Here is a 26,090-nt window from a genome sequence, read left to right on the forward strand (position 1 = left end):
AAAAAAATAAATAAGGCGTAGCCTTATTATTTGTTTAATCCAACAGCAATACCTTTGTTTTTAAAAACGTAGTCATTATTATTGTTATATACAACATCAATTAATTCAGGATAATCAATAAAAGGATTTCTATTTCCTTGATGTTTATATACTCCATTGTTTCTATCAATGTCAAATTTTGAAACCTTATCTAAATTATTTCAAGCTAAAAACGTTTTTAAAAATATAGGAGTTATAGTATTTTTTTTATTAATTTCTTTAAATACACGAGTTGATTGATCACTTTATGTTATATTTAAATCGTTATAAGTTAGACAAAAGTATAAATATGCCCTAGCAACATCTCCTTTAAATTCATTAATAGGTTCAGTAACAGGTCCACCATCTTCAACTGACAAACCAGTTTTTGTACCATTTTTGGATATTTTATTACCTTGCAATTCCTTAACTGTTCCATAAGGGTAATTTGCATGCCATGCATTAACTAATTTATCAGTTGGTCAAACATGGTGAGCATCAGTTCTCATTGGGGCAGACTTTCCAAATCATGATTGTGGAACTAAGTGTTCTCTATTCATTCCATCGCCTTCATACTTGCCTTGATCTCTATATTTTCCATGTCAATTAGTAAAAACATCTTCTTTATTTGGAATTTCTTCATAGATATCTAAAACAGATCCATCTTTTTCGTAATATTTATCAACAAAAGCATCCTTATATGTATTAAATAAGTCTTTATATTTTGTTGAGTGATTTCTATGAGCTTTTTGCAATGCAAATAAGTTATCTCTTAGGTTTTGTCCACTTAAGCCATTTAAGGATTTATAAAAGTTATTTGAATTATCATAAATTATCTTATTATCTAAGGGTTTAGCTTCAGGTTTCTTAGGCTCTTCCGGTTTAGCTTCAGGGCTCTTTTCAGGGGCTGTTTTGGGTTTTTCACCTTCCGGTTTAACTTCAGGCTTCTTTTCAGGGGTTGTTCCGGGTTTTTCACCTTCTAGTTTAACTTCGGGGTTCTTTGGTTTTACACATCCAGCAGCAACTAATGGCGCTGAAATTAGCAAAGGTAAAATAGCACCCATAGTTAGGAATATTTTTTTGGATTTTTTCATTATTTTATATATTTCGCTTTCTTTTTTGTATTTAATAAAAATCTATCATATGAATTAAATAAGTCAATTCAAATTAATAATAATTTTCAAAAAAACAAATAAAAAAACACCTATAAGTGTTTTTTAATGTTTAACAAAGAGTTTGCAAAGAAAATCTTATTCAGCTTGTTGTTTAGCAAGTCTACGGCGAGCTCTGGCTTTTTCTAAAGCTAATTTATGTTCTCTTTTAGCTGCTTTTACCTTGTTAGCTAATCTAACGTCTTTTCTCATAATTTCTCCTTTGCTTTGTTCAAGCAATAATTATATCTATTTTTTCTTAATTTGTTTAATTTTTTGCATTATTGTTTCAAGATCTATTTTTTCAATTTCTTGTATTTTCTGACTAACGCTTTCTTTTGTTGCTATATTTTTTTTATCTTTTTGGTTGTCATTAACGTTATTTGAAACATTTGGTAATTCAATATCTTCAGTAGATATTTGAAATAGTTCTTCTTGTTCTTCATTATTTAAATGTTGAATATCTTGATTATAGGATTTTTTAATCAAAGCATGTTCAGCGGTCAATTCAATATTTTTATCAATATATCCTTGATATTCTTGTCTTATTTTTTCTTGCTCTATTTCATCAACTTCAATTAATTCATTAATTTTTATTGGCGTAATAAAATACCCAGGGTTAGTAAATGAATAATCTAATTTAAGAAGTTTACTTTCCTTAGTCTTATCTTTTAATATAAATTTTCAATCATATTCTGCCAAATTACCATTATTATCAGTGTATAACATTTTTAAATTGCTCAATGTAACAGCAAGTGATTGAAGACCTAAAATATTATTTTTTAGTGGCGTAAACAACATTTTTGGAGTATTGCGTGTGGTTGATTCTAATTTGCTAGTATCCCAACATTTTATATAGCCACCTTGCGTTAAATAAATTATATTGTTGTATTTTGAAACTGTTATAAAACCACTTACTTGAAGTTGAGGATGTTTATATAAGTTTAAAAGAAGTCTAATGCCTCTTGCTTTCAAAGAAATTCCAACCTTTAGTTCGTTTTCCGAAACTAAATGATACATACCATTATTTAGTAAAATAAATAGCATTTTTTCATCATTAGAAATTTGAGCATCTATTAATTCATCATTATCATCTTTAAACGACATGCACGTTTTTGTTTTAAGAGAAGATTTATTTTCAAAATCTCTTAAATTAACTTTTTTGGCATATCCTAATTTTGACATTAAAATAAAGTTTGCATAATTATTGAATGACGTAATTTCTATAACTCTAATAATTTTTTCTGAGCTTTCTAGAGCTACTATTGATGAAATATGTTGGCCAAGATCTTTTCAATTGCAATCTTTAAACAAATGGCAATCAATAATAAAATAATTCCCTAAATTTGTAAAGAATAATATCTTTGATAATGAGTTTACTTTATCAAAATAGAAAACATTGTCTTCTTCTTTTAATTTGAACGTGCTTAATTCATTGCTAGTATAAACTTTTAAACTTATTTTTTTATAATATCCATCTTTGGTTATATATAAATAAAAATCTTCATTTTTTGTCAATAATTTATGATCAATTTCTTTATCGATTTTTTGATCTGAAATTTCCGTTAATCTTGGCTTTGAATATTGATTTTTTATTTCAAGCAATTGCTTTATTAAATATTGATTAAATTCTCATTTATCATTTAATAATTTATTGCAATTTTCAATTTGAATTTCAAGGTTTTTCTTTTCTTCTTGAAATTCAATTTGATCCATTCTTGAAAGCTTATACAATCTTAATTCAGCAATCGCTGTTGCTTGCAATTCACTAAATTTAAATTTATTCATCAATGCAAGGATAACACCTTTTTTTGAGTTATCGCTTTCTTTAATCAAATGTATAACTTCATCAGAAATTTCAGCTACTTTAATGAACCCTTCAACTATTTCAAGTCTTAATTTAAACTTCTTTAAATCATAATTAATACCATTTATATTAACTTCTTTTAAATGACTTAAATAAGCAATTAAAGCACTATAGAGATTTAGAATTACTGGACGGTTATTGTCAATTGCAACCATGTTATAACTATACGAGATACTTAGTTCGGTTTTATTCATTAAGTATGCAATTATTGCGTCAGCATTTGCACCGTCTTCTAATTGAATAAATATTGAAATTCCGTTTCTATCTGTTTGATCCAAAACTTCTTTAATACCAGAAATTTTTTTATCTATTGCAATTGCATCAATGTCGGCAACTAATTTTGATTTAACAACCCCAAAAGGAATTTCAATTATTTCAATGCCAATAATTTTCGATTCATCTTTTTTATCATAAACATAATGATATTTCGAAGAAATTGTAATTCTACCTTGCCCACTTGAAAGAGCTTTTTTTATTTCATTTATACCATTAATAATTGCTCCTGTTGGGAAATCCGGTCCTTTAACTATTTCACTTAATTCTTCAATTGATATTGTAGGATTTTTGATTAATGCAATTGTTGCATCAATAACTTCGCCTAGATTATGTGGTGGGATTTCTGTAGCAAAACCAGCAGCAATTCCTTTAGCACCGTTAACTAATAAATTAGGAAATAAGGCCGGCAAAACAATTGGTTCGTATTCAGAGTCATCAAAGTTTGGAGCCATTTTTACAACTTTTCTGTCTAAATCTTTCAACATCAGTTCACTAATTTTTTCAAGTCTTGATTCAGTGTAACGCATTGCAGCGGCAGGGTCATCATCAATTGAACCTTTATTACCATGCATTTCAATTAATGGGAAATTGCTTTTTCAATCTTGAGCCATTCTGACTAATGCTTCGTATATTGAACTATCTCCATGAGGGTGATAACGTCCGATAACATCCCCAACGATTCTAGCTGATTTTTTAAAAGGTTCGCTATTTTTTAAATGTAAATTTCACATTGAATATAAAATCCGACGTTGAACAGGTTTTAGTCCATCACGAGCATCAGGAATTGCTCTTTGTTGAATAATGTATTTTGAATAACGTCCGAATCTATCAGACATTATATCGGCCATATTTTTTTCAATAATGTTTTCAGTAACTTCTTGTATTTCTTCTTTTCTATCTTTTTTCATACGACCTACTTATTATTTATTTTAAAATCATCTTCTGATGAAAAATCAACATTATTGTTTATTCATTGTTTTCTTGCTATTACGTCGTCACTCATCAATGTTGAAACATTTCTTTCGACTAAAATTTCATCTTCTACATCAACTTTAATTATTGAACGAGTTTCGGGGTTCATTGTTGTTTCTCAAAGCTGATCAGCATTCATCTCGCCAAGCCCTTTGTAGCGTTGAATTTCATAGTTGGTATATTTTGAAGTAATTTCTTTTAATTGATCTTCATCCCAAGCATAAAGGGGCTGTGTATTTTTTGATTTTATTGAAATCTTATAAAGAGGTGGCAAAGCAATATAAACCATACCGTTTTCAACTAGTTTTTTCATATAACGTCAAAAGAATGTTAATAGTAATGTTTGAATGTGAGCACCATCAGTGTCAGCATCTGTCATAATAATAATTTTGTGATATTGAGCATTTTTTAAATTGAAGTCTTCGCCTATACCTGCTCCGATTGTATTAATTATTGTTGCAATTTCTTCATTTGCTAAAACATCGCTTAATTTTGCTTTATCGGTGTTGATAACTTTACCTCTAAGTGGCAATATTGCCTGGGTAACTCTATTTCTTCCTAATTTAGCAGAACCGCCAGCTGAATCACCTTCAACTAAAAACAATTCTTTAACGGCAGGATTTTTACTTTGAGCAGGAGTTAATTTTCCTGAAAGAATCTTTCTATTCTCAAATTTATTTTTAATCTTACGTGCTTCGTTTTTTGCATTTCTAGCTGCAACTTTTGCTTCGTATGCTTTTTTAATTTTAGAAATAATTTTTTCTGCTTCAATTTTGTTTTCATTTAAAAAGAAATAAAACTTTTGACTTACAAAATCTTCAACAACTTCTCTAGCCTCTGGCGTACCTAATTTATCTTTCGTTTGACCTACAAATTCTAATATTTCTTCTGGGACTTTTAAAGAAATAACAGCAATTATTCCTTCTCTAACATCCGAGCCTTCAAAAGTTATTTTCTTAGCTAAACCATTTTTAGAAGCATAATCATTTATTGTCTTAGTTAATGCGGTTTTAAGTGCTGTTTCATGTGTTCCACCATCACGAGTCTTTACATTATTTACAAAACTGTAAATTGATTCACTATATCCATCAGTATATACTAATGCCAAGTCAATTTCAATGCCGTAATTGCACATACCAGATGCATAAAAAATTTCACTAATAAATTTTTTGCCTTCACCAACAAAATTTATATATTCTTTTATGCCATCTTTGGTTTTAAATGTTACATGTTCATCGGTATTTTCATTATAAAATTCAATAGTAAGATTTGGCATTAAAAAACTTGCTTCTCTTAATTTTTCTTTAATTATTTCAGGTGAATATTTTGATTTTTTAAATATTGAAAAGTCGGCTCAAAATTGAACCTTTGTTCCTTGTTTTGTAGTTGGAGATATCTCATGTGTTTTTTCAATAATTGTATCTTGTTGAAAGGCTGTAAAGTATGCTTTTTTATCTCTTCAAACCGTAACTTCAACTTTAGAACTTAAGGCATTGACAACCGAGGAACCCACTCCGTGTAATCCTCCACTTGTTTTATAAGCACCATCGCCAAATTTACCACCAGCATGAAGCTCAGTAAAGACGAGCTCAACTCCACTTTTTCCAGACTCGTGTTTATTGACAGGGATTCCCCTACCGTTGTCTTCAACAATAACAGAAGAATCCTTCTTTAAAGTTACAATTATTTTATTTGCAAACCCACTCAACGCTTCATCAATAGCATTATCAAAAATTTCCCAAATTAAGTGATGAAGCCCACTTGAATCAGTAGACCCAATATACATTCCCGGTCTTTTTCTGACAGCATCTAATCCTTTTAAAACTTTTAAATCGCTAGCTTCGTAATTATTTAAACTCATATCTAAATTATAAAGAAAAAAAATCTCTTGAACTATTTAAAGTAATAAGAGACTTATTTTAGAAAAATTTTGCTTGCGATTTTTATAATTTGTGGATTTGAAAGATTAAAGTTTCTAATGTCTTTAAAGTCAAAAAAAGCAATGTACAAATCAAAACTATTGTCATCATTAATTGCAAAAATTAATTTAGACCCAATTGGATATTTTTCTAATTGTTTAAGATCTGGCATTTTGACGTCTAACATTGCCAAGGTCGTAGCAATGTTGGTATCGTGGCCTACAATCAATGTTAAATCTTTGCCGTTGTTGAATTCTTTTTTAATTAATTTATATATATTTTTTTTATTTGAATTTATAACATTTTTGTCGCAAAAAGCAAAGTCAATAACATAATCCTTAGCCTTGCCTATTAATCTTAAATCTCTTATAAAATTATTAGATTTAAATATTGAATCATACGGTTCGTTGAAGTAGTATTTAACTACTAATAAATCACTTAAAGAACAAGCCATAAAGAACTTGCCTCTTCAAAAAACTCCATCTTTATTTTCATTCAATGTAATATTGGTTTCTTCATTTGTAAATAAACAATTTTTTAGATCAAAAAGGTCAATAATTTTTTGATATATTTTTTTACTTTTTGCTTCATATCTTCATAACAAATCATAATCAACGAGATTAATATCGTCAGTGTTAATGTCATATCATTCATTCTCGTTTTTGAATGAATAGTCTTGACATTGAATGTCAACCTTTTTAGCGGGAAAAAGACCAATTGAAAGTAACTGCGCAGTTTGAAAAGTTCTTTGCGTTGAATTTGCCATCACCTTAACATCAATATCATTTGTTATATTGAAAAATTCTCTAATCTTTTGAGCCATTTTTAGTTCAAAAAGTGCTCCTTTATCTGTTAAAAATGCACTTCCTAAATTATCAATGTTTCAATTTACAATATCCTTATTGAAATATTTAATTGAACGTTCTTTTGTAAAAAACGGATATCTTAAACCATGCCTACTTAAAATTAATAGTTTCACAATGTCACCTCATTTTTTCAATAATTACGAGTAATTATTTTTTACATAATTGCATAATCTTATATAATTATATTGTTATATAAATAATTTTTAATTATATAAATTTTAAGGAGAAAAGATGAAAAAAACTAGAATTGCAATCAACGGTTTTGGTAGAATTGGTCGTCTAATTTTTAGAGAAATTTTTAATGACCCTGAATTCGAAATCGTTGCTATTAATGATTTAACAGATGCAGCTACATTAGCTCACTTATTGAAATACGATACAGCTCATGGAAAAATGAATGAAAATATTTGACACACAGAAAATTCTATTGTTGTAAATGGCAAAGAATATCGTGTTTATAGTGAAAAAGATCCATTAAACCTACCTTGAAAAGAACTAAACGTAGATATAGTTATTGAAGGAACTGGAAGATATGTAACAAAAGAAGGTGCTGAATTACATATTCAAGCAGGTGCTAAAAAGGTGTTTATTACTGCTCCAGCTAAAAGCGAAGGTGTTAAAACAGTTGTTTATTCAGTAAACGAAGATATCATTACGCCAGAAGATAAAATTTTATCAGGCGCTTCATGTACTACTAACTGTTTAGCTCCTATTGCCAACGTATTGGAAAAAAACTTTGGTATTGAAAAAGGATTTATGACAACAGTCCACTCATATACAGCAGACCAAAGATTACAAGATGCTCCACACAAAGATTTAAGAAGAGCAAGAGCAGCTGCTTCAAACATGGTTCCAACAACAACTGGTGCTGCAATAGCAATTGGAAAGGTTATCCCTTCATTGGATAAAAAACTAAATGGACTATCTTTAAGAGTTCCAACAATAACTGGATCATTCGTTGATTTAACTGTTGAATTAAAGAAAGATGCTACTGTTCAAGAAATTAATGAAGCAATGAAAAAATCTGCTTCTGAATCATTAGAATATTCTACTGAACCAATTGTATCAAGTGATATTATTGGTGCAAAAGCAGGCTCAATATTTGACTCACTTTTAACAAGTGTGTTAGAAGTAGAAGGCAAAAAACTATACAAAGTTTATGCATGATACGACAATGAATCATCATTCGTTGCTCAATATGTTAGAACATTAAGACATATTGGAAAATTAACAAAATAGTTAAAAAAATATTGGATAAGAAATGAAACTTTCAATAAAAGAAATAATTAAAAAAATTAAATTACTTGAATTGGATCTTGAAGATCTAAAAAAAGAAGAATCCAAGGAAAACTTCATTGTTTATTTAGAAAACAAAAGACCAACGAACATTGAATATGATTATCAAGATTATTCAAACAAAATTAAAAATTTATATAATGAGATTTTTAAGTTAAGAACATTGGTTCAAGTAACTAATATAAACACAATAACATCATATAAAAAACATTCTATATCAGAATTAATTATTTTATTAGCTCAAAAAAGTAATCAATTAGAAAGATTGCAAGAAATGCGCGATTGCAAAAAAATTTCTAGGGTTACTACAAACGATGGCCAAAACGAATATACTGAATATCTTTTTGACCCTAAAATGGTTGCAATTGAACTTAGAAAATTGAACAAAGAAATTTCTGAAATTCAAATTGCAATTGATAGCGCAAACATTAATACATTAGTTGAAGTTAAGTAATTAACTTTCCTTAATAAATTTGCATTATTTTCTATAATTTTTTGTTTATTGTTATAGATTTCTATATTATTTACCTTCGTTTTAAGTTTGTGTTTATATGATTTTGCATTTGCATACTTAAACTAGCAAATTTATTTAAAAACTTTCACATTTAGTAAGGGTTAGAAAATGTAAACCGCCATTTCAGGCGGTTTTTTATTTATATTATTTATAAATATTAGTAATTAATAATATAATTAGATAATTATGAATACAACAAAAGTTTACATAGATTTTGAAGCAATTACCAATCCTTTTGCAAGATTAGTAAATTTGCCAAGTGGAACTCCTTATGCCTATACATTAGGTCTTTTAAATATTCACGGCCAATATCAAATTAAAACATTTATTATTGATTTTAAAGAACATCATAATTTAAATTCAATTTGAACTGCTATAAAAAATGCAATAGTTTCTGACATATTAGAGATCAACAATACTGTGAATTTAAAGGAAGTTGTATTTGTAGGCCACAATCCTGTTTTAGAAAATAAATGCTTAAAAAAATTATTTCCTGAAAATAATGTTGAACCTTTAATTTCCAATACAATTGTGTCATTGTCAAAATTAACAGGAAAAATTTTTAACATTCCATATTTTAATAAAATAAAAAAAATTATCGCTGATTCTGGTGATAGCGAACTTAATATGAGAATTAAAGATAGAAATGGTGTAATTGCCGCATTTGCTGGGTATTGATTATATACAAAATCAATTAAAAATTTACGAGCAAATGACAGAAGAAAAAGATTTTTAATTAAGATGAATAAAAATCTTTTGTTAAAAGAATTAAAACGTTATTCTCACGACGATGTCAACAAAATGCTTTATATTGTTTCCCATCCTGATGAAACAGAAACGTTACTAAAGGAACTTTTATACAAACGTGAATTAATAAAACAAATAAAAAATTTGGAACTTGATGACAATTTAACAATTAAAGAAATTAAAGAAAAAATTTGAACATTATAATTTCTGAAAATAAAGGATATTATGAAAAATAAGCTTATTGAAAAAAAAGGTAAGTTTTCAATTAAAAAATTTTTCCCTCAAAGCAAGTTTGATTGAAAAATTTATATTATAAAAACATTGCCAATAATAATTGGCGAAATTATATTTAATTTAAATGGGCTACTTGACAATTTCATGGTTAGCCATATTGATGGTGGAATTGATGCCTTGGCTTATGCTAATACATATACGGGAATAATTTATACAATTTTCTTTTCTATTCAAGCAATCGGGGCAATGTTCGTGGGTCAATATTATGGCCGTAAAGATTTTGATAAAGTAAAGCAGATAATGAATTTAAGAATTTGAATGAATCTAATTATTACCTTAAGTTTTGCAATTCCTGCTTGAACATTAGCAAAGCAAATGGTTCACTTGATTGGTGGGCAAGGAATAAAACCTCAATCTGAATTAGCATCTACATATTATTTAATGTTTATTGCCATAAACTGAGTTTTGACTTCTTTTAATTTTAATACAAATATGTTGCTAAATGAAACCGGACATTCAAAATATGCTTTTGTTTCGGCGTGTCTAACAATGCTAACGAATGCTTCGATTAATTCTATTTGTTTATACGGATTTCATAAACCTGCATATTATGCTGCTTTTGGTTCAATTATTGCTGCGACAGTTTGCTTTACAAGTGACTCTTTATTTACATATTACAAAGAAAGAAAAATTTTTATTAATGTATTTAAATTGTTTCACATTACAAAACCAATTGCAAAGCAATTATTAAAAAGAATTCCCGCCATGTTAATTGCCATTGCTGGAATGTTAACTTTACCTACAAGAATGATTATTTGAAGCCATGCATATCCTGATAATTTATCAGGTGGTTCAGGAATTGGTGAAAAATGAATGGGAATTAATGCTGTTACAATACTTGGTTTAGTCGAAAGCCTTTCGTCCGTCGCCTCGGCAATAACTTCTGTTTGTGCAAGCAATGTTTCGTTTTTTGTTGCCACAAGATTAGGAGAGTCTGATTTTGAAGGTGCAGATAAGCATGCTCATTCATTGCGCGGATTTCATGCTCTGGCCGGATGTTGTATGTCTCTATTAATGATTGCAGTTGTTTTTGGAATTGCATATTCTCCTGTTACAACAAAAGGTGTTGGTATTGGTGTCTCTCAAAGATTTTATGATGTGCAAAGAAAAGATTACATTATTGAAATATTAAATAAATCTGATATTTTAAAAAATAGTGATTTATTAAACTCACTTGGCAATGATTTTACATTCACAAAAGGTCAAAATTTGGCTTATGATCAATGAGTGGCAAGCGCAGTACTGGCAACTTCAAAAGAATTCAAAGAAACATTTTTGTTATGTAGCGCAACCTTTATTTTCTTTAACCCTATATGATGCTGATTTTATACAAGCGCCGCTTTGCCTGCTGCGGGCGGTAGAAATATAATTGGTTCTATTACAATATTAGCAACACAATGAGCATCATTTATATGATTAATTATTATTACTTATGGAATTGTTATTCCATTGCATAAAACTTATACTGGATATAGTGATTTATCAATTCCTCTAGAACTTGCTTATTTTATGTTATTTGCATTTGACTTTATTAGATGATTGATGTTTGAAATAGTGGCATTAAAGACTGATTGAAAGAGAAACATTACAAATGAAATTGAAAAACAAGACCCAAACTTTCCAAGTAATATAGCAGAAGCAACAGCAACACACGATATTGTTCATAAACAATAAAAAGGAGATTTAAGATGTTATATGATTTAGTTTCACCATACAATTCAGGACATTTAAAGGTTAGTGATATTCATAGTATTTATTATGAAGAATCAGGAAATCCAAATGGCAAGCCAATTTTGTTTGTTCATGGCGGCCCAGGTGGGGGAACCAAACCTTCATGTCGTCAATTTTTTGACCCTGAATTTTATAGAATTATTTTATTTGATCAAAGAGGATGTGGACTTAGCATACCTAGTGCCGAAATCAAACAAAATACAACTCAAGATTTAATAGAAGATATTGAAAAATTACGGAAATTTTTAAATATTGACAAGTGAATATTATTCGGGGGTTCATGAGGTTCAACTTTAAGTTTACTATATGCAATTAATTATCCCCAAAACGTTTCAGGAATAATTTTGCGGGGAATATTTTTAGGTAGGGATGAAGACAATTATTGATTGTATCAAAAAGGCGCTTCTTATTATTTTCCTGCTGAATATGAAGAATATTCAAACTTTATCCCTGAAAACGAAAGAGGCGATTTAATTAACGCTTATTATAAATATTTAAATTCAAGTGACCAAAATGTTGCAGAGCAAGCAGCATATCATTGAAGCAAATGGGAACTTGGATTGGTAACAATGAAAAAATTGCCTAATTTAGAAGAAATTTTATCCGATAAAAAAAGCAATTTAGAATTAGCAAGATTAGAAAATTATTATTTTGTTAATAAAATATTTTTAAATGACGATAATTTTATTTTAAATAATGCAAGCAAGATTAAAGAAATCCCAACAATATTGATTCATGGTCAATTTGATATGGATTGTCGCCCAGTTGGCGCATATTTATTGCATAAAGCCTTACCAAAGTCAAAGCTTTGAATAATTCAAGAATCAGGCCATTCAGGTCGTGACGGACATATTAACGAAGCATTAATGCAGGCAACTGAATACTTTAAAACAATTAAATAAGCGTTTGCTTATTTTATTTTACTAAAAGATTGTGAAACAATAAATACAATATTTCTTATAATTTAAAAAGACATTTAAGGAGAGAAATGAATTCAATAAATAACGTTGCTAAAAAATTAAATTTAAGCGAAAATCAAGTAAAAAATACATTATCTTTGTTATCAGAAGGGGCAACAGTACCATTTATTTCAAGATATAGGAAAAATATAACTGGTGGTTTAGACGAAGACCAAATTACTAAAATAAATGATTTATATGTGTATGATGTTGAACTAAATAAAAGAAAAGAAGCCATATTGAATATATTGGCCGAAAATAAATTATTAAATGATGAATTAAAACAAAAAATCGAAGCTGCTGATACAAAACAAGCAGTTGAAAATATTTATGAACCATTTAAAATAGGTAAAAAAACAAAAGCATCAGATGCTATTGCTCTTGGTTTAAGTCCATTGGCTGATGAAATTTTAAATAATAATGATGACAACTATAATCTTTATTATGCTGCTAAGAAATATATTAGTGATAAATTAAAAACTGAAGATGAAGTCTTACAACAAACTAAATTTATCATTGCTCAAAATATTTCTCAAGACCCTTCTACAAGAGAATATGTAAAAAATCAATTATGAGATTATGGAGTTATTGAAACTAAATTAAAGAGGAATGCAATTGATGAAAATGAAACTTTCAAACAATATTATAATTTCTCTGAAAGAGTTAATAAAATTCCAAATCATAGAATTTTAGCAATATCAAGAGGGGAAGATAAAAAAATTCTTTCATATGATATTACTTATAATGGAAAGAAAATTATTTATGATCTAAATCAAAAGTATTTCAAATCAAAACGAACTGCTAAATGTATTCAAGAATGTATTTTAGATGCATTAGATAGACTAATTATTCCTTCAATAATTAGAGAAATTAAAACCGAATTATTTGAAAGAGCTGAGGCAGAAGCTATTAAAGTATTTGCTTCAAATGTTGAACAAATGTTATTGAGTCCAGCAACTAAAAATAAAAGAATTTTAGCAATAGACCCTGCTTATGTTAATGGATGTAAAATTGCAGCCATTGATCAAAATGGTAACTTTTTAAAAGAAGGAATAATTTATCCTCATAATCACAATCAAGAACAATGATTTGAGGCAATTAATACAATTAATAAATTTATTGATGAATACAAAATAGATTTAATTGTTATTGGTAATGGAACAGCAAGTAGAGAAACTGAATCGTTTATTGATAAATTATTGCAAAAAAGACTTGAAAAAAATCCTCATGAAAAAATCAAATTTGTAATTGTAAGTGAAGTTGGTGCTTCTGTTTATTCAGCTTCAAAAATTGCTCAAGAAGAATTTCCACAATTACATGTTGAATATAGATCAGCAATTCATATTGGCAGAAAGTTCCAAGATCCCTTAAATGAATTAATTAAAATAGATCCTAAATCAATTGGAATAGGACAATATCAACATGATGTTAACCAAAAAGAATTATCAAAACAATTAACCGAAAAATTAAATAAAGTTGTTAACCTAGTTGGTGTTGATCTAAATACAGCAACAAAAGTGATTTTATCTTATATATCAGGATTAAGTAATACTATAGCAAGCAATATTGTAAACTATAGAGAAGAAAACGGTTCATTTAAATCACGCGAAGAACTTAAAAAAGTGAAAGGACTTGGGCCAAAAGCATACGAACAATCAGTTGGATTTTTAAGAATACATGATTCTAATAATTTTTATGACAAGACTAATATTCACCCCGAAAGTTATAAATTAGCAGATACCATTGTTAATAAGCTAAATATAGATTTGAACAATATTGACAAAGAAAAATTATTATCCGTTGACAAAGAACAACTTGCAAAAGAATTAAACTCTGATAAATACAGCATTCAACTAATTATAGAATCATTGATTGCACCCGAAAAAGATATTAGAGATGACAAACCAGGATTTTTAGTATCAGATAAAGTCTTAACTATTGATGATATAACTCAAGGTCAAATAATTAAGGGTCAAATTCAAAATGTTACCGATTTCGGAGCCTTTGCGTTTATTGGATTAAAACAAAACGTTTTGATACATATAACCAATATGAAGAAGAAAGAAAATCAATTTATTAAACACCCTTTAGATGTATTAAATGTTGGTGATAATGTAAACATACAAATAATTTCCATTGACAAAGAACACAATAAAATTCAAGGAAAAATTATTTGAGATTAATTAATAATCAATATTGCGACATTGCTATTGAAAAAAAATAGCAATGTTTTTTATTGTAATTTTGTAAAATTTATATATAAAAGTTATTTATTGCACTGGGGGAAATTATGGCTATTAATAATCAAGAACGTGACGAATTACATAAAAAAATTTGAGATATAGCAAATAGATTACGCGGTTCAATTGATGGTTGGGATTTTAAACAATATGTTTTAGGAATTATGTTTTATAGATATATTTCTGAAAATATTGCAACATATGCCAACAATCGCCAACGTCAAGCAGGAATTGAAGACTTTGATTATACAACTTTATCAGATGAAGAAGCATTGACAGGCAGAGATGATTTAATCAATGAAAAAGGATTTTTTATTTTACCTTCTGAATTGTTTATTAATGTTGTTAAAAATGCTACAACAAATAATTGTTTAAATGAAACGTTGGACAATATTTTTAAAAATATTGAATCATCGGCAAAGGGGCAACAAAGTGAAAATGATTTTTCAGGTTTATTTAATGACGTTGATGTTAATTCTCAAAAATTAGGTCGTAGTGTTAATGAAAGAAATAAAAAATTAGCAGCAATATTGCAAGAAATAGCAGCCATGAAATTAGGCAATTATCAAGATAATTCAATAGATGCATTTGGAGATGCTTATGAATATTTGATGTCAATGTATGCATCAAATGCCGGAAAATCAGGGGGTGAATATTTTACTCCCCAAGAAGTTTCAGAATTACTTACTAAAATAGCAGTTTTCAATAAGAAAAAAGTTAATAGAGTGTATGACCCTGCATGTGGATCGGGTTCTTTACTTTTACAAACAATCAAGGTTCTTGGCAAAGAAAACATCAAGGATGGATTTTATGGCCAAGAAGTCAATTTAACAACATACAACTTATGTAGAATAAATATGTTTTTGCATGATATAGGATTTGATAAATTCAATATTTATAACGGCGACACATTACTATCTCCAAGCCCTGAACATCAACGCAAAGAACCATTTGATGTTATTGTTTCAAATCCTCCTTATTCAATTAAATGAGAAGGAGAAGATAACCCTTTATTAATAAATGACCAAAGATTTTCGCCAGCTGGAATATTAGCTCCAAAAAGTAAAGCTGATTTTGCTTTTATACTTCATAGCCTTTCTTGACTTGCAACTGATGGCGTAGCAGCAATAGTTTGCTTTCCAGGCATTATGTATCGTGGGGGCGCTGAACAAAAAATTAGACAATATTTAGTTGAAAATAACTTTATAGATGCAATAATTCAACTTCCAAGCAACTTGTTTTTTGGAACAAGCATTTCAACATGCATAATGGTGTTGAAAAAATCAAAAATTGACAACAATATCTTATTTATTGACGCATCTCAAGAATTTTTAAAAGTAACAAACAACAACAAGTTAACTAGTCAAAATATTAACAATATTATTGATTATTATGGCCAAAGAAAAGACATTTCTTATATTTCAAAATTAGCTAGTGTTGAAGACATTAAATCTAATTCATATAATTTATCAGTCAATAGTTACGTTGAAAAACAAGACACTTCAGAAAAAATAGATATTAATGTCTTAAACTCTCAAATAAAAGAAACAGTTTCCAAGATTGAAACATTGAGAAGCGAAATTGACAAAATAGTTGCTGAATTAGAGGAATAGTTATGAATAAAATAGAAAAGTTAATTAGGGAACTATGTCCTAATGGAGTTGAATATAAAAAATTATGTGACTCGTCAATAATATCAGTTGGTAGTAGAATAACTAAATCAATGATGAATGAAAGTGAAAAATATCCTGTTTATGGTGGTGGAACAATTCCGACAGGATATTATAATGATTTCAATAATGAACATTCAATAGCTATTTCAAGAGCAGGAAGTGCAGGATCAGTAAAATGAGTGAGCCAAAAATATTGGGCTACTGATGTATGTTTTGTTGTGTCTGAAAAATATGAAGTTGCAAATATTAAATTTTTATATCATTTTTTAAAATTAAGAGAAAATGAATTAAAAAAACACATTTATGGAGGAAATTTACCTAAATTAGATAAACAATACTTATGAAATTTGAAAATTCCGCTTCCTCCTCTTGAAATCCAAAATCAAATTGTTAATATTTTAGACAAGTTCACCGAGTTGACCACCGAGTTGACCACCGAGTTGACCTATAGAGATAAACAATATAATTACTATAGAAATAAATTACTAGACTTTGATAATAATAAAGAATTATTAAAGAAGATAATGAATAATCAACAATACAGTAATAATATAGTTGAATATAAAAAATTAGAAGAAGTTACATTAAAAAATTCTTTTAAACAAGTTGACGCAGAATTATTATCTTCTTTAAATGAATGCAAAGGAGAAGTAAAATTATTACCAAGCTCAAAAAATTATGACTGATTTTGTAGTATTAAAAATGTTGATAATTTTTATTTAAATTATGGAGAAGTTATAACTTTTGGCAGGGCTAGATATTCAAACGTGAAATATTGAAATGGATATTTTTTAAGTTCAAACAACATTACCATAGCTTCAAAAGATTCATCTATTTTATTAAATAAATTTTTATATTATTTTTTAATTTCTAACAGTCAAAAATTTTATGTTGAATCATCAACATACCGAAAATTTGAAAACAAAATATTTGACAATTTTTTAATCCCCATTCCCCACATTTCAATTCAAAATAAAATTGTTGAAATTCTTGACAAACTCGAAACATACACCAGAGACATTCAATCTGGCCTTCCTCTTGAAATTGACCAACGTAAAAAACAATACGAATATTATAGAGATAAGTTGTTAGACTTCAAAGACCTTGCGGGGGGGGGGTATTAAGTAAAAATTATTTACTGCTTTTAAATGAACTTTGAAACAAAATTGTCAATATAGTTGAATATGATTTAATTAAAAACTTGTGTGAAATAAAGCGAGGAAAAGTTTACTCAAAAGAATTCATAAAATTAAATAAAGGTGAATACCCTGTTTATTCATCTCAAAGTTTAAATGATGGAATTTTAGGAAAAATTGATAAATATGATTTTGATGGTGAATATGTAACATGAACTACGGATGGAGCATATGCTGGAACAGTATTTTATAGAATTGGCAGATTTTCAATAACTAATGTGTGTGGAATATTGAGTGTTCTAAATAAATCGAAATTAAATGTGAAATATTTAAGCACTTGCTTATCTATGCAGACAAAAAAATTTGTAAACAAGGCAAGTGGAAATCCTAAACTTATGAGCAATATTATGGAAAATATTGAAATCCCTATCCCTCACATTTCAATCCAAAATAAAATTGTTGAAATCTTAGATAAACTTGAAATATATACAAAAGACATTCAATCTGGCCTTCCTCTTGAAATTGACCAACGTAAAAAACAATACGAATATTATAGAGATAAGTTGTTAGACTTCAAAGACCTTGCGGGGGGGGTATTAAGTAAAAATTATTTACTGCTTTTAAATGAACTATGAGACAAAATTGTCAATATAGTTGAGTGCTTATCTATATCAAAAATTTTTAGAGAAATAAAAACCGGAAAATTAAACGCAAATGCAGAAACTCCAAATGGAAAATATGCGTTTTGAACATGTGATGAAAGACCAAAATTAATAGATGAATATGCCTTTGATGAAATGGCAATATTAATATCAGGAAATGGAAGTAAAGTAGGTCACGTCAATATTTATAATGGGAAATTTAATGCATACCAAAGAACATATATTTTGTTAAAAATAAACCATTTTGTTCTTTGAAAATACGCTTACTTTTATTTAAAAAGTAACTTAAAAAATTATATTAATGTTTATAAATTAGATTCTGGAATTCCTTACATTACACTTCCGATGTTACAAAATTTTGTTATCCCTATCCCTCACATTTCAATCCAAAACAAAATTGTTGAAATTCTTGACAAATTGCAAGCCTATACCAAAGACATTCAAACTGGTCTTCCTCTTGAAATTGATCAACGTAAAAAACAATACGAACATTACAGGGATAAATTATTGAACTTTAAAGAAAAGAATACTAAAATTTAATTAGTAGCAATATTAAATAAGGGTGTAAACTATGGAAAAATATAACATTATTGTTGAAAACGAGAATGATACGGTTGTTTCTGAATATAAGCCTCTAGCAAATAAAGCAAAAGATTATCAAACAGAAAGTGAACTTGAAAGTCAATTCATATCAATGCTTAAAAGTCAAGGATATGAGTATTTGAATATTCATAATGAAGAAGATTTAATTAATAATTTAAGACAACAAATTGAATTGCTAAATAAAATAAATTTTTCAGATAATGAATGAAAAAAATTTTTTAATGAAAATATCGCAAATAAAAATTTTTCAATAAAAGATAAAAGTAGAATAATACAAGAGGATTATCGCCAACTTTTAACTAGAGATGATGGAAGCCATAAGAATATTATTTTAATTGATAAAGACAATATTCATAATAATAAACTTCAAGTTATAAATCAATATGAAGAAGAAACAGGCAACTATAAAAATAGATATGATGTTACTATATTGGTTAATGGCATTCCAATGGTTCATATTGAATTAAAAAGAAGAGGTGTTGCTTTAAAAGAGGCTTTTAATCAAATCAATAGGTATCAAAGAGATTCGTTTTGGGCTGGCAACGGCTTATATGAATATGTACAAGTATTTGTTATTTCAAACGGGGCAAATACCAAATATTATTCAAATACAACAAGATTACAACATGTTAATAAAAAATCAGATATGATAGATTCAAAAACTTCTAAGAGTTTTGAATTTACACATTTTTGATCTGATTCAAAAAATAACCCTATTCATGACTTAATTGATTTCACAAGTACCTTTTTTTCAAAACATACAATTTTAAATATATTGACCAAATATTGTATATTTACATCTGAAGAAATGTTGCTAGTAATGAGACCTTATCAAATTGTTGCTGTCGAAAAAATAATCAATAAAATAAATATTTCACACAATTATAAAAAATATGGAAGTATTGCAGCGGGTGGCTTTATTTGACATACTACAGGAAGTGGTAAGACTTTGACCTCTTTTAAAACTGCAAAATTAGCATCACAATTGCCTTATATAAATAAAGTAATTTTTGTTGTTGATAGAAGAGATTTAGACTATCAAACAATGAAGGAATATGATAAATTAGAAAAAGGCGCTGCAAATTCAAATCGTTCTACATTAATATTGCAAAGACAACTAGAATCTAATGACCCTAATAAGAAAATAATAATTACAACTATTCAAAAATTATCAATTTTTATAAAAAATAATAGAAATCATCCTGTTTTTGATAAAGAAGTTGTTTTAATATTTGATGAATGTCACCGCTCTCAATTTGGTGCAATGCATACAGCTGTTATTAAAAATTTTAAAAAATATTATTTATTTGGTTTTACCGGAACACCAATTTTTGCAGCTAATATCAATAAATCAAGTCCAGAAGTGATTAAAACAACCGAACAAGCTTTCGGCCAAAAATTACACACTTATACAATAATAAATGCAATAAATGATAGAAACGTTTTGCCATTTAAAATTGAATATATTAAAACAATTGATGTTGATAAATCGCTAAACGATAAAGAGGATCAAAAAGTAAAAGATATTGATCGGGAAAGTGTTTTTTTAGATCAAAGAAGAATTAAACTAGTTGTTGAATACATATTGAAACATTTCGATCAAAAAACTAGGAGAAATTCCAATATAATTTATAACCATTCAATATCTGATAATTTAGATAAAACTATTAAAAGAAACGTGAGCGGTTTTAATTCTATTATGGCGGTTTCTTCAATAGAAATGGCTAAAAAGTATTATTTAGAATTTAAAAATCAGCTTGTTCAAGATCCTAAAAACAATCTAAAAATTGCTTTAATATATTCATATGGGGTTAATACCGAAGAATCATATGGTGGTTTAATCGATGAAGAGGATAATGAAAATACATTGCAATTAAGTAAGCCAGATAGAGATTTTTTGGATGGTGCTATTAAAGATTACAATAATATGTTCAACACAAACTTTAATAGTGAAGGTGAACAATTTCAAATGTATTATAAAGATGTTTCTTTAAAACTAAAAAATAAAGATTTAGACATGCTGATTGTAGTAAACATGTTTTTAACTGGTTTTGACGCCCCAACATTAAATACATTATGGGTTGATAAGAAACTAAGAGAACACGGTTTGATTCAAGCTTTTTCAAGAACAAATAGAATTCTAAATGATAAAAAGGTATATGGAAATATTGTATGTTTTAGAAATTTAGAAAAAGAAACTGACCAAGCAATTTCAATATTTGGCGATGGAGAAGCCAGTGGAATTGTTAAAATCAAAAATTTCGTTGACTATTATTATGGCTATAATGATAGTCAGCAAGTGCATCACAATGGCTATTGCGATTATATTCAAAAATTAAATAATGAATTTCCTTTAGATAATTGAAATGTAATAAGTGAACAAAAGAATAAAGAATTTATTATATTGTTTGGTAAGGTATTAAAATTAAAAAATATTCTTGCTTCTTTTGATGAATTCATTGGCAAGGAAATCTTAAACGTTAGAGATTTTCAAAATTATTCAAGCAAATATTTGGATATAAAAGATGAATTTAAAAAGATATATAAAGAAGAAATTGCTTCAATTAATGATGATGTAATTTTTGAAACTGAATTATTAAAGACTTACGAAGTTAATATTGATTATATATTGCAAAAGGTAGAAGAGTTTAGAGGAAAGACAATTGCTGAAATTAACAATTTAAGAAATGAAATATCTTTAGCTTCATCTTCATCGCCTGAATTAAGAAGTAAAAAACAATTAATTGAAAAATTCGTTTCAACAATTAATAATAATGAACAAGATATCCCAACTAAATTTCAAGAATTTATGGAACTAGAAAAAAAGAAAGAGCTTGACAAAATTATTAGTGAAGAAAATTTAGATTTTGATAAAACCCATAAATTTATGGATGATTCGTTTGAGTTAGGAGAAATAAAAACTGCTGGTAGTGAGATTGGAGATTTATTGCCTAAAATGCCATTATTTGGTTCAAAAGGAAAAGAAAGATCTATTAAAAAGAAGGCAGTTTTAGAAAAACTTGAAAATTATTTCCAAAAATTTTATATTTAAATTCTAATGTTTTTGGTTTATAATATAGTTACGTTTTATATTGATATATAAAGGGTAGGCTAAATGCCTCCCTTTTTACTTAAAATAGATAAAAAAGGAATGAAAATGAGTGAAATAAAATTAACAGCAAAAGAAATTTACAAACAAATTTATAACCTTTCACAAATTAAAAAAATAGATCAAGCAGAAGTTGTTGAAGCTTTTAAAAATACAGTTACAAAGTTAATAACTGAAACTTATGACGAAGAAGCAGATCTTGAATTTATTTTCGATCAAGAAAATGACAATTTTGCAATTATTAATCATAATAAAGTTGTCGTTGGCGATCCAATAACAAGCGAAGAAAAAGATCGCTTAACAAGATGCATAGAAATACCATTAAGTGATGCTAAAAAAATAGATCCAAATGTAGAAATTGGAGATTCTCTTTCTCAAGAAATTAACTTTGAATATTTTAGTAAAAAAGACTATAACAAAATTCTTGCTAATTTCAGTCAAGACATTAAAAATTTAGAAAGAAAAATGACTTGTGAAAAATATGCAAGTGAAGTTGGAAATTCAACTAAGGCAAAAATTGTTTCTGTTAACAAAGGAAAAGTAAATCTTGAATTAAGAGATGGAACTTTGGCATTTATGCCTTCTAATTTTGTAAACCAAAGAATAATTTCAAAATTAAATCCAGGCGATTGAATTGATGTTGTAATTGAAGAAGTAAAAGAAGAAAACAGCAATGCTCAAATAATTGTTTCGTCAGTTGAATCAAGACTACTTCAAAAATTATTTGAAATTGAAATTCCTGAAATTTCACAAGGCTTAATTTCAATAGTTAATATTGCAAGAATTCCTGGAGAAAGAGCAAAGGTTTCTATTAAAAAATCTAATGATGCTCCTGAAACAATGGAAGAAATCGGCGCAATAATGGGGCGTGATTCTGAAAGAATTTCAACAATATCTAGAAAACTTAATGGAGAAAAAATAGATGTAGTTTTATATTCGGATGATATAAAAGAATACATTAAAAATGCATTAAGCCCAGCAAAGGTTATTGATTTAATTGAAGTTCCATCAAAAAATTCTTATCCTTCATTTAATGTTATTGTTCCAACAATTCAACATACGCTTGCTATTGGAAAGAAAGGCCAAAATGTTTCTTTAGCTTCTGAATTAGTAAAAGCAAAATTAGATATTTTAAGCCAAGAACAAGCAGACGAAAGAGGCATTGAATACAATTTTGAAAATGGCAATATTACAAAAGAAGAAATTGAATTACTTGAAAGTGGTAAAAAACTTCATCACTCATTTAAACACCCAAAAACTATTGGTAATAAAAATGCTACAAACAAATTTAATACGTTTGAAAATAGTTTTAATATTGATGAATTTGATGAAGACCTTGCCGAAATGAGAAGAAAAGCTCAACAAAATGATAATATCTTTGAAAGACAAATGTTTTCAAATAGTCTAGATGAAGATTTAGAAAGAACTTTATCAGAACTAAATGACGACAAAGAAAATAATGTTGATGAAAATGACCTTGATCCTTATTCAAAATCTTTTGATGAATTAAATGAACAAAAAAATGATGAAGAAGAGGATTACGAAAAAATTACAGCAACCAAAATGAAAGATTTTAAACGTGATGAAGATTTAAGCAGTGGATTAGAAAACATTGATTTAAGTGATTTGGATGATGAAAAATGGTAAAGCCTATACAAAGAAAGTCAATTGTTGATAATAAAATATATGATATAGATTTATTGCTTAGATTTTCTAAAGATAAAAACAATTTAATTAGCTTTGATCCTTACAAAAAGAACCCCGGAAGAGGCGCATATTGTCTAAACGATAGTGAACAAATTGAAATTCTATTTAAAAGAAGATTATTAAATAAAGCATTTAAGCAGAATATAGATATTCAAAAATACAATGAAATAAGGAAAGAGGTGGATGAATGAGTAAACAAAATATCCAAAAACGAAAATCAAACGTTAGCTCATTAAAAGAGCAATTAACTGCTGGTGAAACAAAATTACAAGATGGAGTTTTTATATTTAATGGGCCATTGACAATTTCGGAATTTTCTCTTAAAATAAATAAAAACCCTACTGAAATATTGACCTATTATTTTAAAAAAGGAATAATCAAAACAATTAACACAACATTAAGCGAAGATGAAATAGCAGAACTTTGTTTTGAATTTAATTTAGATTTTAAAAAAGAAGAAAATGTTGATGCTCAAAATTTATTTAATAAGCTTGAAATTGTTGAAGACCCAAATGATTTAGCTTCTAGACCCCCAATAGTAACAATTATGGGACATGTTGACCATGGTAAGACTACATTAATTGATAGAATAAGACATAGTAATGTTACTGAAACAGAATTCGGTGGTATTACTCAACACACCGGAGCATATCAAGTTGAATATCAAGGACGCAAAATTACATTTTTAGATACACCTGGTCATGAGGCCTTTACTGAAATGCGTTCAAGGGGAGCAAAAATTACTGATATAGTAGTCATTGTAGTTGCGGCAGATGATGGAGTTAAACCCCAAACTATAGAAGCAATAGACCATGCAAAAGCAGCCAATGTGCCAATTATTGTTTTTGTTAATAAAATGGATAAGCAAGGAGCCGATATTGAAAGAATAAAAAGCGAACTTGCTGATAACAATGTTTTATGTGAAGAATGAGGTGGAAACTACCAATTTGTTTATGGATCGGCTTTAAAAAATTCTAATATAAATGAACTACTTGAAGCAATATTTTTACAAGCTGATTTACTTGATTTAAAAGCTAATATAAATAGAGATCCTATTGGAACGATTATTGAATCTAGAATTGACAAAGGACGTGGAGTTGTTTCGACTGTTATTGTTGAAAGTGGAACATTGCTACCTCGTGATTTCATTGTAGCTGGAGGGCAATATGGCAAGATTAGAAGTTTAACTTCTATTGATGGTAAGCCTATACAAAAAGCATTGCCTGGTACTCCATGTATAATTACTGGTTTAAGCAAAAACCCTCAATCGGGTGATAAATTTGTAGCTATTAGCGATGAAAAATTTGCCAAAAAATTAGCATCTGAAAAATCATATTTAGATAAATGTAAAGAATTAAATGAAAAAAATGCATTTTCTATTCAAGATGGAATAAAAACTGTAAACGTTATTGTTAAGACAGATGTTCAAGGAACAGCAGAAGCAATTAAGCAAACATTGCAAAAAATCAGAAATGATGAAATCGCAGTTAATGTTATAAGAGCAACCTCTGGCGAAGTAACAAAAGCAGATATTTTGCTTGCTGAAACATCTAATGCAAGAATTTATTTATTCAACAATACAATAAATAACGAAATTAAAAAGGCAGCCGAATTAAAGAATATAAAAATCTTTAAACATAATATCATTTATAAAATGGTTGAGGAATTAGAAACTTTAATAACAACCTTAAAAGAACCTGTTTATGAAGAAAAACTAATTGGATCTGCAACCGTCCTACAACTATTCTTTTATTCAAAAATAGGCCAAATTGCAGGATGCATGATGCAAGAAGGCATTGTTAAGGAATTTAGTAAGGTTGAGGTATATAGACGGAATAAATTAATTTTTAAAGGACAAATTATTTCTCTAAAAAGAGGAAAAAATGATGTCAAATCTGTTGAAAAGGGTTTTGATTTTGGAACTCATGTCAAGGATTTTGATAAAATAGAAGTAGATGATGAATTAAAATTTTATGAGGATGTATTAGTCAATGAACACAATTAATCACGAAAGAAAAACACAATTACTATTAGAATTGATTGGAAATAGTTTTTATGAATTAAAAGATTTTGATGTAACAAACATTTCAATAAATGATGTTATATTATCAAATGATGGTTCTCATGCCAAGATCTATGTAACCTTATTTAAAGATCAAAAAAGATATTTAGAAAAATTAACCACAATGACACCATTTATTCGTTCGGTTGTGGCAAAGAATTGAAAATATAAAGTTCTACCAGAATTAATTTTTGAAATTGATACTGTAGAAGAACACGCAGCTAAAATCGATAAAATTCTAAATAAGATTGAAGAAGAAAAAAATAATTAATTAGAAAGCAAAGGAAA

At 27.9% G+C, this 26,090-nt stretch carries 17 protein-coding genes and 1 pseudogene; 14 read left to right on the forward strand and 4 right to left on the reverse strand.

The window, feature by feature from the left end:
* Positions 1 to 26 precede the first annotated feature (26 nt).
* The 4 genes and pseudogenes from MHO_RS02825 to MHO_RS05870 all read right to left on the reverse strand — a co-directional run bounded on the left by MHO_RS02825 (position 27) and on the right by MHO_RS05870 (position 7,182).
* Positions 27 to 1,112 (reverse strand): annotated as a pseudogene (locus MHO_RS02825) (endonuclease).
* 306 nt (positions 1,113 to 1,418) lie between these two features.
* Positions 1,419 to 4,220, reverse strand: a complete 2,802-nt coding sequence (locus tag MHO_RS05865) for a DNA topoisomerase (ATP-hydrolyzing) (protein WP_012855780.1) — start codon at positions 4,218 to 4,220, stop codon at positions 1,419 to 1,421.
* Between the two features lie 5 nt (positions 4,221 to 4,225).
* Complete coding sequence (locus MHO_RS02835) at positions 4,226 to 6,145, reverse strand: DNA gyrase/topoisomerase IV subunit B (RefSeq protein WP_012855781.1); 1,920 nt, start codon at positions 6,143 to 6,145, stop codon at positions 4,226 to 4,228.
* A gap of 53 nt (positions 6,146 to 6,198) precedes the next feature.
* Positions 6,199 to 7,182: a histidine-type phosphatase gene (locus MHO_RS05870; RefSeq protein WP_012855782.1), complete on the reverse strand. Its 984-nt coding sequence runs from the start codon at positions 7,180 to 7,182 to the stop codon at positions 6,199 to 6,201.
* Positions 7,183 to 7,300: 118 nt separating this feature from the next.
* Here MHO_RS05870 and gap point away from each other — a divergent pair, with 118 nt between their 5' ends.
* From gap to rbfA, 14 genes are all read left to right on the forward strand, one after another.
* Positions 7,301 to 8,308 carry a type I glyceraldehyde-3-phosphate dehydrogenase gene (gap, locus tag MHO_RS02845; RefSeq protein ID WP_012855783.1) on the forward strand — a complete coding sequence of 336 codons (1,008 nt, stop codon included), beginning with the start codon at positions 7,301 to 7,303 and terminating at the stop codon, positions 8,306 to 8,308.
* A gap of 22 nt (positions 8,309 to 8,330) precedes the next feature.
* Complete coding sequence (locus tag MHO_RS02850) at positions 8,331 to 8,819, forward strand: hypothetical protein (protein WP_012855784.1); 489 nt, start codon at positions 8,331 to 8,333, stop codon at positions 8,817 to 8,819.
* Between the two features lie 246 nt (positions 8,820 to 9,065).
* Complete coding sequence (locus tag MHO_RS05875; protein WP_012855785.1) at positions 9,066 to 9,830, forward strand: hypothetical protein; 765 nt, start codon at positions 9,066 to 9,068, stop codon at positions 9,828 to 9,830.
* A gap of 21 nt (positions 9,831 to 9,851) precedes the next feature.
* Positions 9,852 to 11,594, forward strand: a complete 1,743-nt coding sequence (locus MHO_RS02860) for an MATE family efflux transporter (protein WP_012855786.1) — start codon at positions 9,852 to 9,854, stop codon at positions 11,592 to 11,594.
* Positions 11,595 to 11,608: 14 nt separating this feature from the next.
* A complete protein-coding gene (pip, locus tag MHO_RS02865) occupies positions 11,609 to 12,553 on the forward strand; it encodes a prolyl aminopeptidase (protein ID WP_012855787.1) in 945 nt (314 codons plus the stop codon).
* 86 nt (positions 12,554 to 12,639) lie between these two features.
* Positions 12,640 to 14,793, forward strand: coding sequence for a Tex-like N-terminal domain-containing protein (locus MHO_RS02870; protein WP_012855788.1), 2,154 nt, complete (start codon positions 12,640 to 12,642; stop codon positions 14,791 to 14,793).
* A gap of 107 nt (positions 14,794 to 14,900) precedes the next feature.
* Positions 14,901 to 16,463, forward strand: coding sequence for a type I restriction-modification system subunit M (locus tag MHO_RS02875; RefSeq protein WP_012855789.1), 1,563 nt, complete (start codon positions 14,901 to 14,903; stop codon positions 16,461 to 16,463).
* A gap of 2 nt (positions 16,464 to 16,465) precedes the next feature.
* Complete coding sequence (locus tag MHO_RS03075) at positions 16,466 to 17,647, forward strand: restriction endonuclease subunit S (RefSeq protein ID WP_012855790.1); 1,182 nt, start codon at positions 16,466 to 16,468, stop codon at positions 17,645 to 17,647.
* Positions 17,648 to 17,724: 77 nt separating this feature from the next.
* A complete protein-coding gene (locus MHO_RS03150) occupies positions 17,725 to 18,861 on the forward strand; it encodes a restriction endonuclease subunit S (protein ID WP_012855791.1) in 1,137 nt (378 codons plus the stop codon).
* Positions 18,862 to 18,892: 31 nt separating this feature from the next.
* Complete coding sequence (locus tag MHO_RS02890; RefSeq protein WP_012855792.1) at positions 18,893 to 21,976, forward strand: type I restriction endonuclease subunit R; 3,084 nt, start codon at positions 18,893 to 18,895, stop codon at positions 21,974 to 21,976.
* 105 nt (positions 21,977 to 22,081) lie between these two features.
* A complete protein-coding gene (gene nusA, locus MHO_RS05880) occupies positions 22,082 to 23,680 on the forward strand; it encodes a transcription termination factor NusA (RefSeq protein WP_041359674.1) in 1,599 nt (532 codons plus the stop codon).
* Positions 23,674 to 23,976 carry a YlxR family protein gene (locus MHO_RS02900; RefSeq protein WP_012855794.1) on the forward strand — a complete coding sequence of 101 codons (303 nt, stop codon included), beginning with the start codon at positions 23,674 to 23,676 and terminating at the stop codon, positions 23,974 to 23,976. Before nusA ends, MHO_RS02900 begins: the two co-directional genes overlap by 7 nt.
* The gene (infB, locus tag MHO_RS05885) at positions 23,928 to 25,745 is read left to right on the forward strand and encodes a translation initiation factor IF-2 (protein WP_012855795.1); all 1,818 of its coding nucleotides are present in this window, start codon (positions 23,928 to 23,930) and stop codon (positions 25,743 to 25,745) included. The genes MHO_RS02900 and infB overlap by 49 nt, the downstream gene beginning before the upstream one ends.
* A complete protein-coding gene (gene rbfA / locus MHO_RS02910) occupies positions 25,732 to 26,073 on the forward strand; it encodes a 30S ribosome-binding factor RbfA (RefSeq protein ID WP_012855796.1) in 342 nt (113 codons plus the stop codon). Before infB ends, rbfA begins: the two co-directional genes overlap by 14 nt.
* The last annotated feature ends 17 nt before the right edge of the window (positions 26,074 to 26,090 follow it).

It is taken from the genome of Metamycoplasma hominis ATCC 23114, from assembly GCF_000085865.1.
Classification (GTDB): domain Bacteria; phylum Bacillota_I; class Bacilli_A; order Mycoplasmatales; family Metamycoplasmataceae; genus Metamycoplasma; species Metamycoplasma hominis.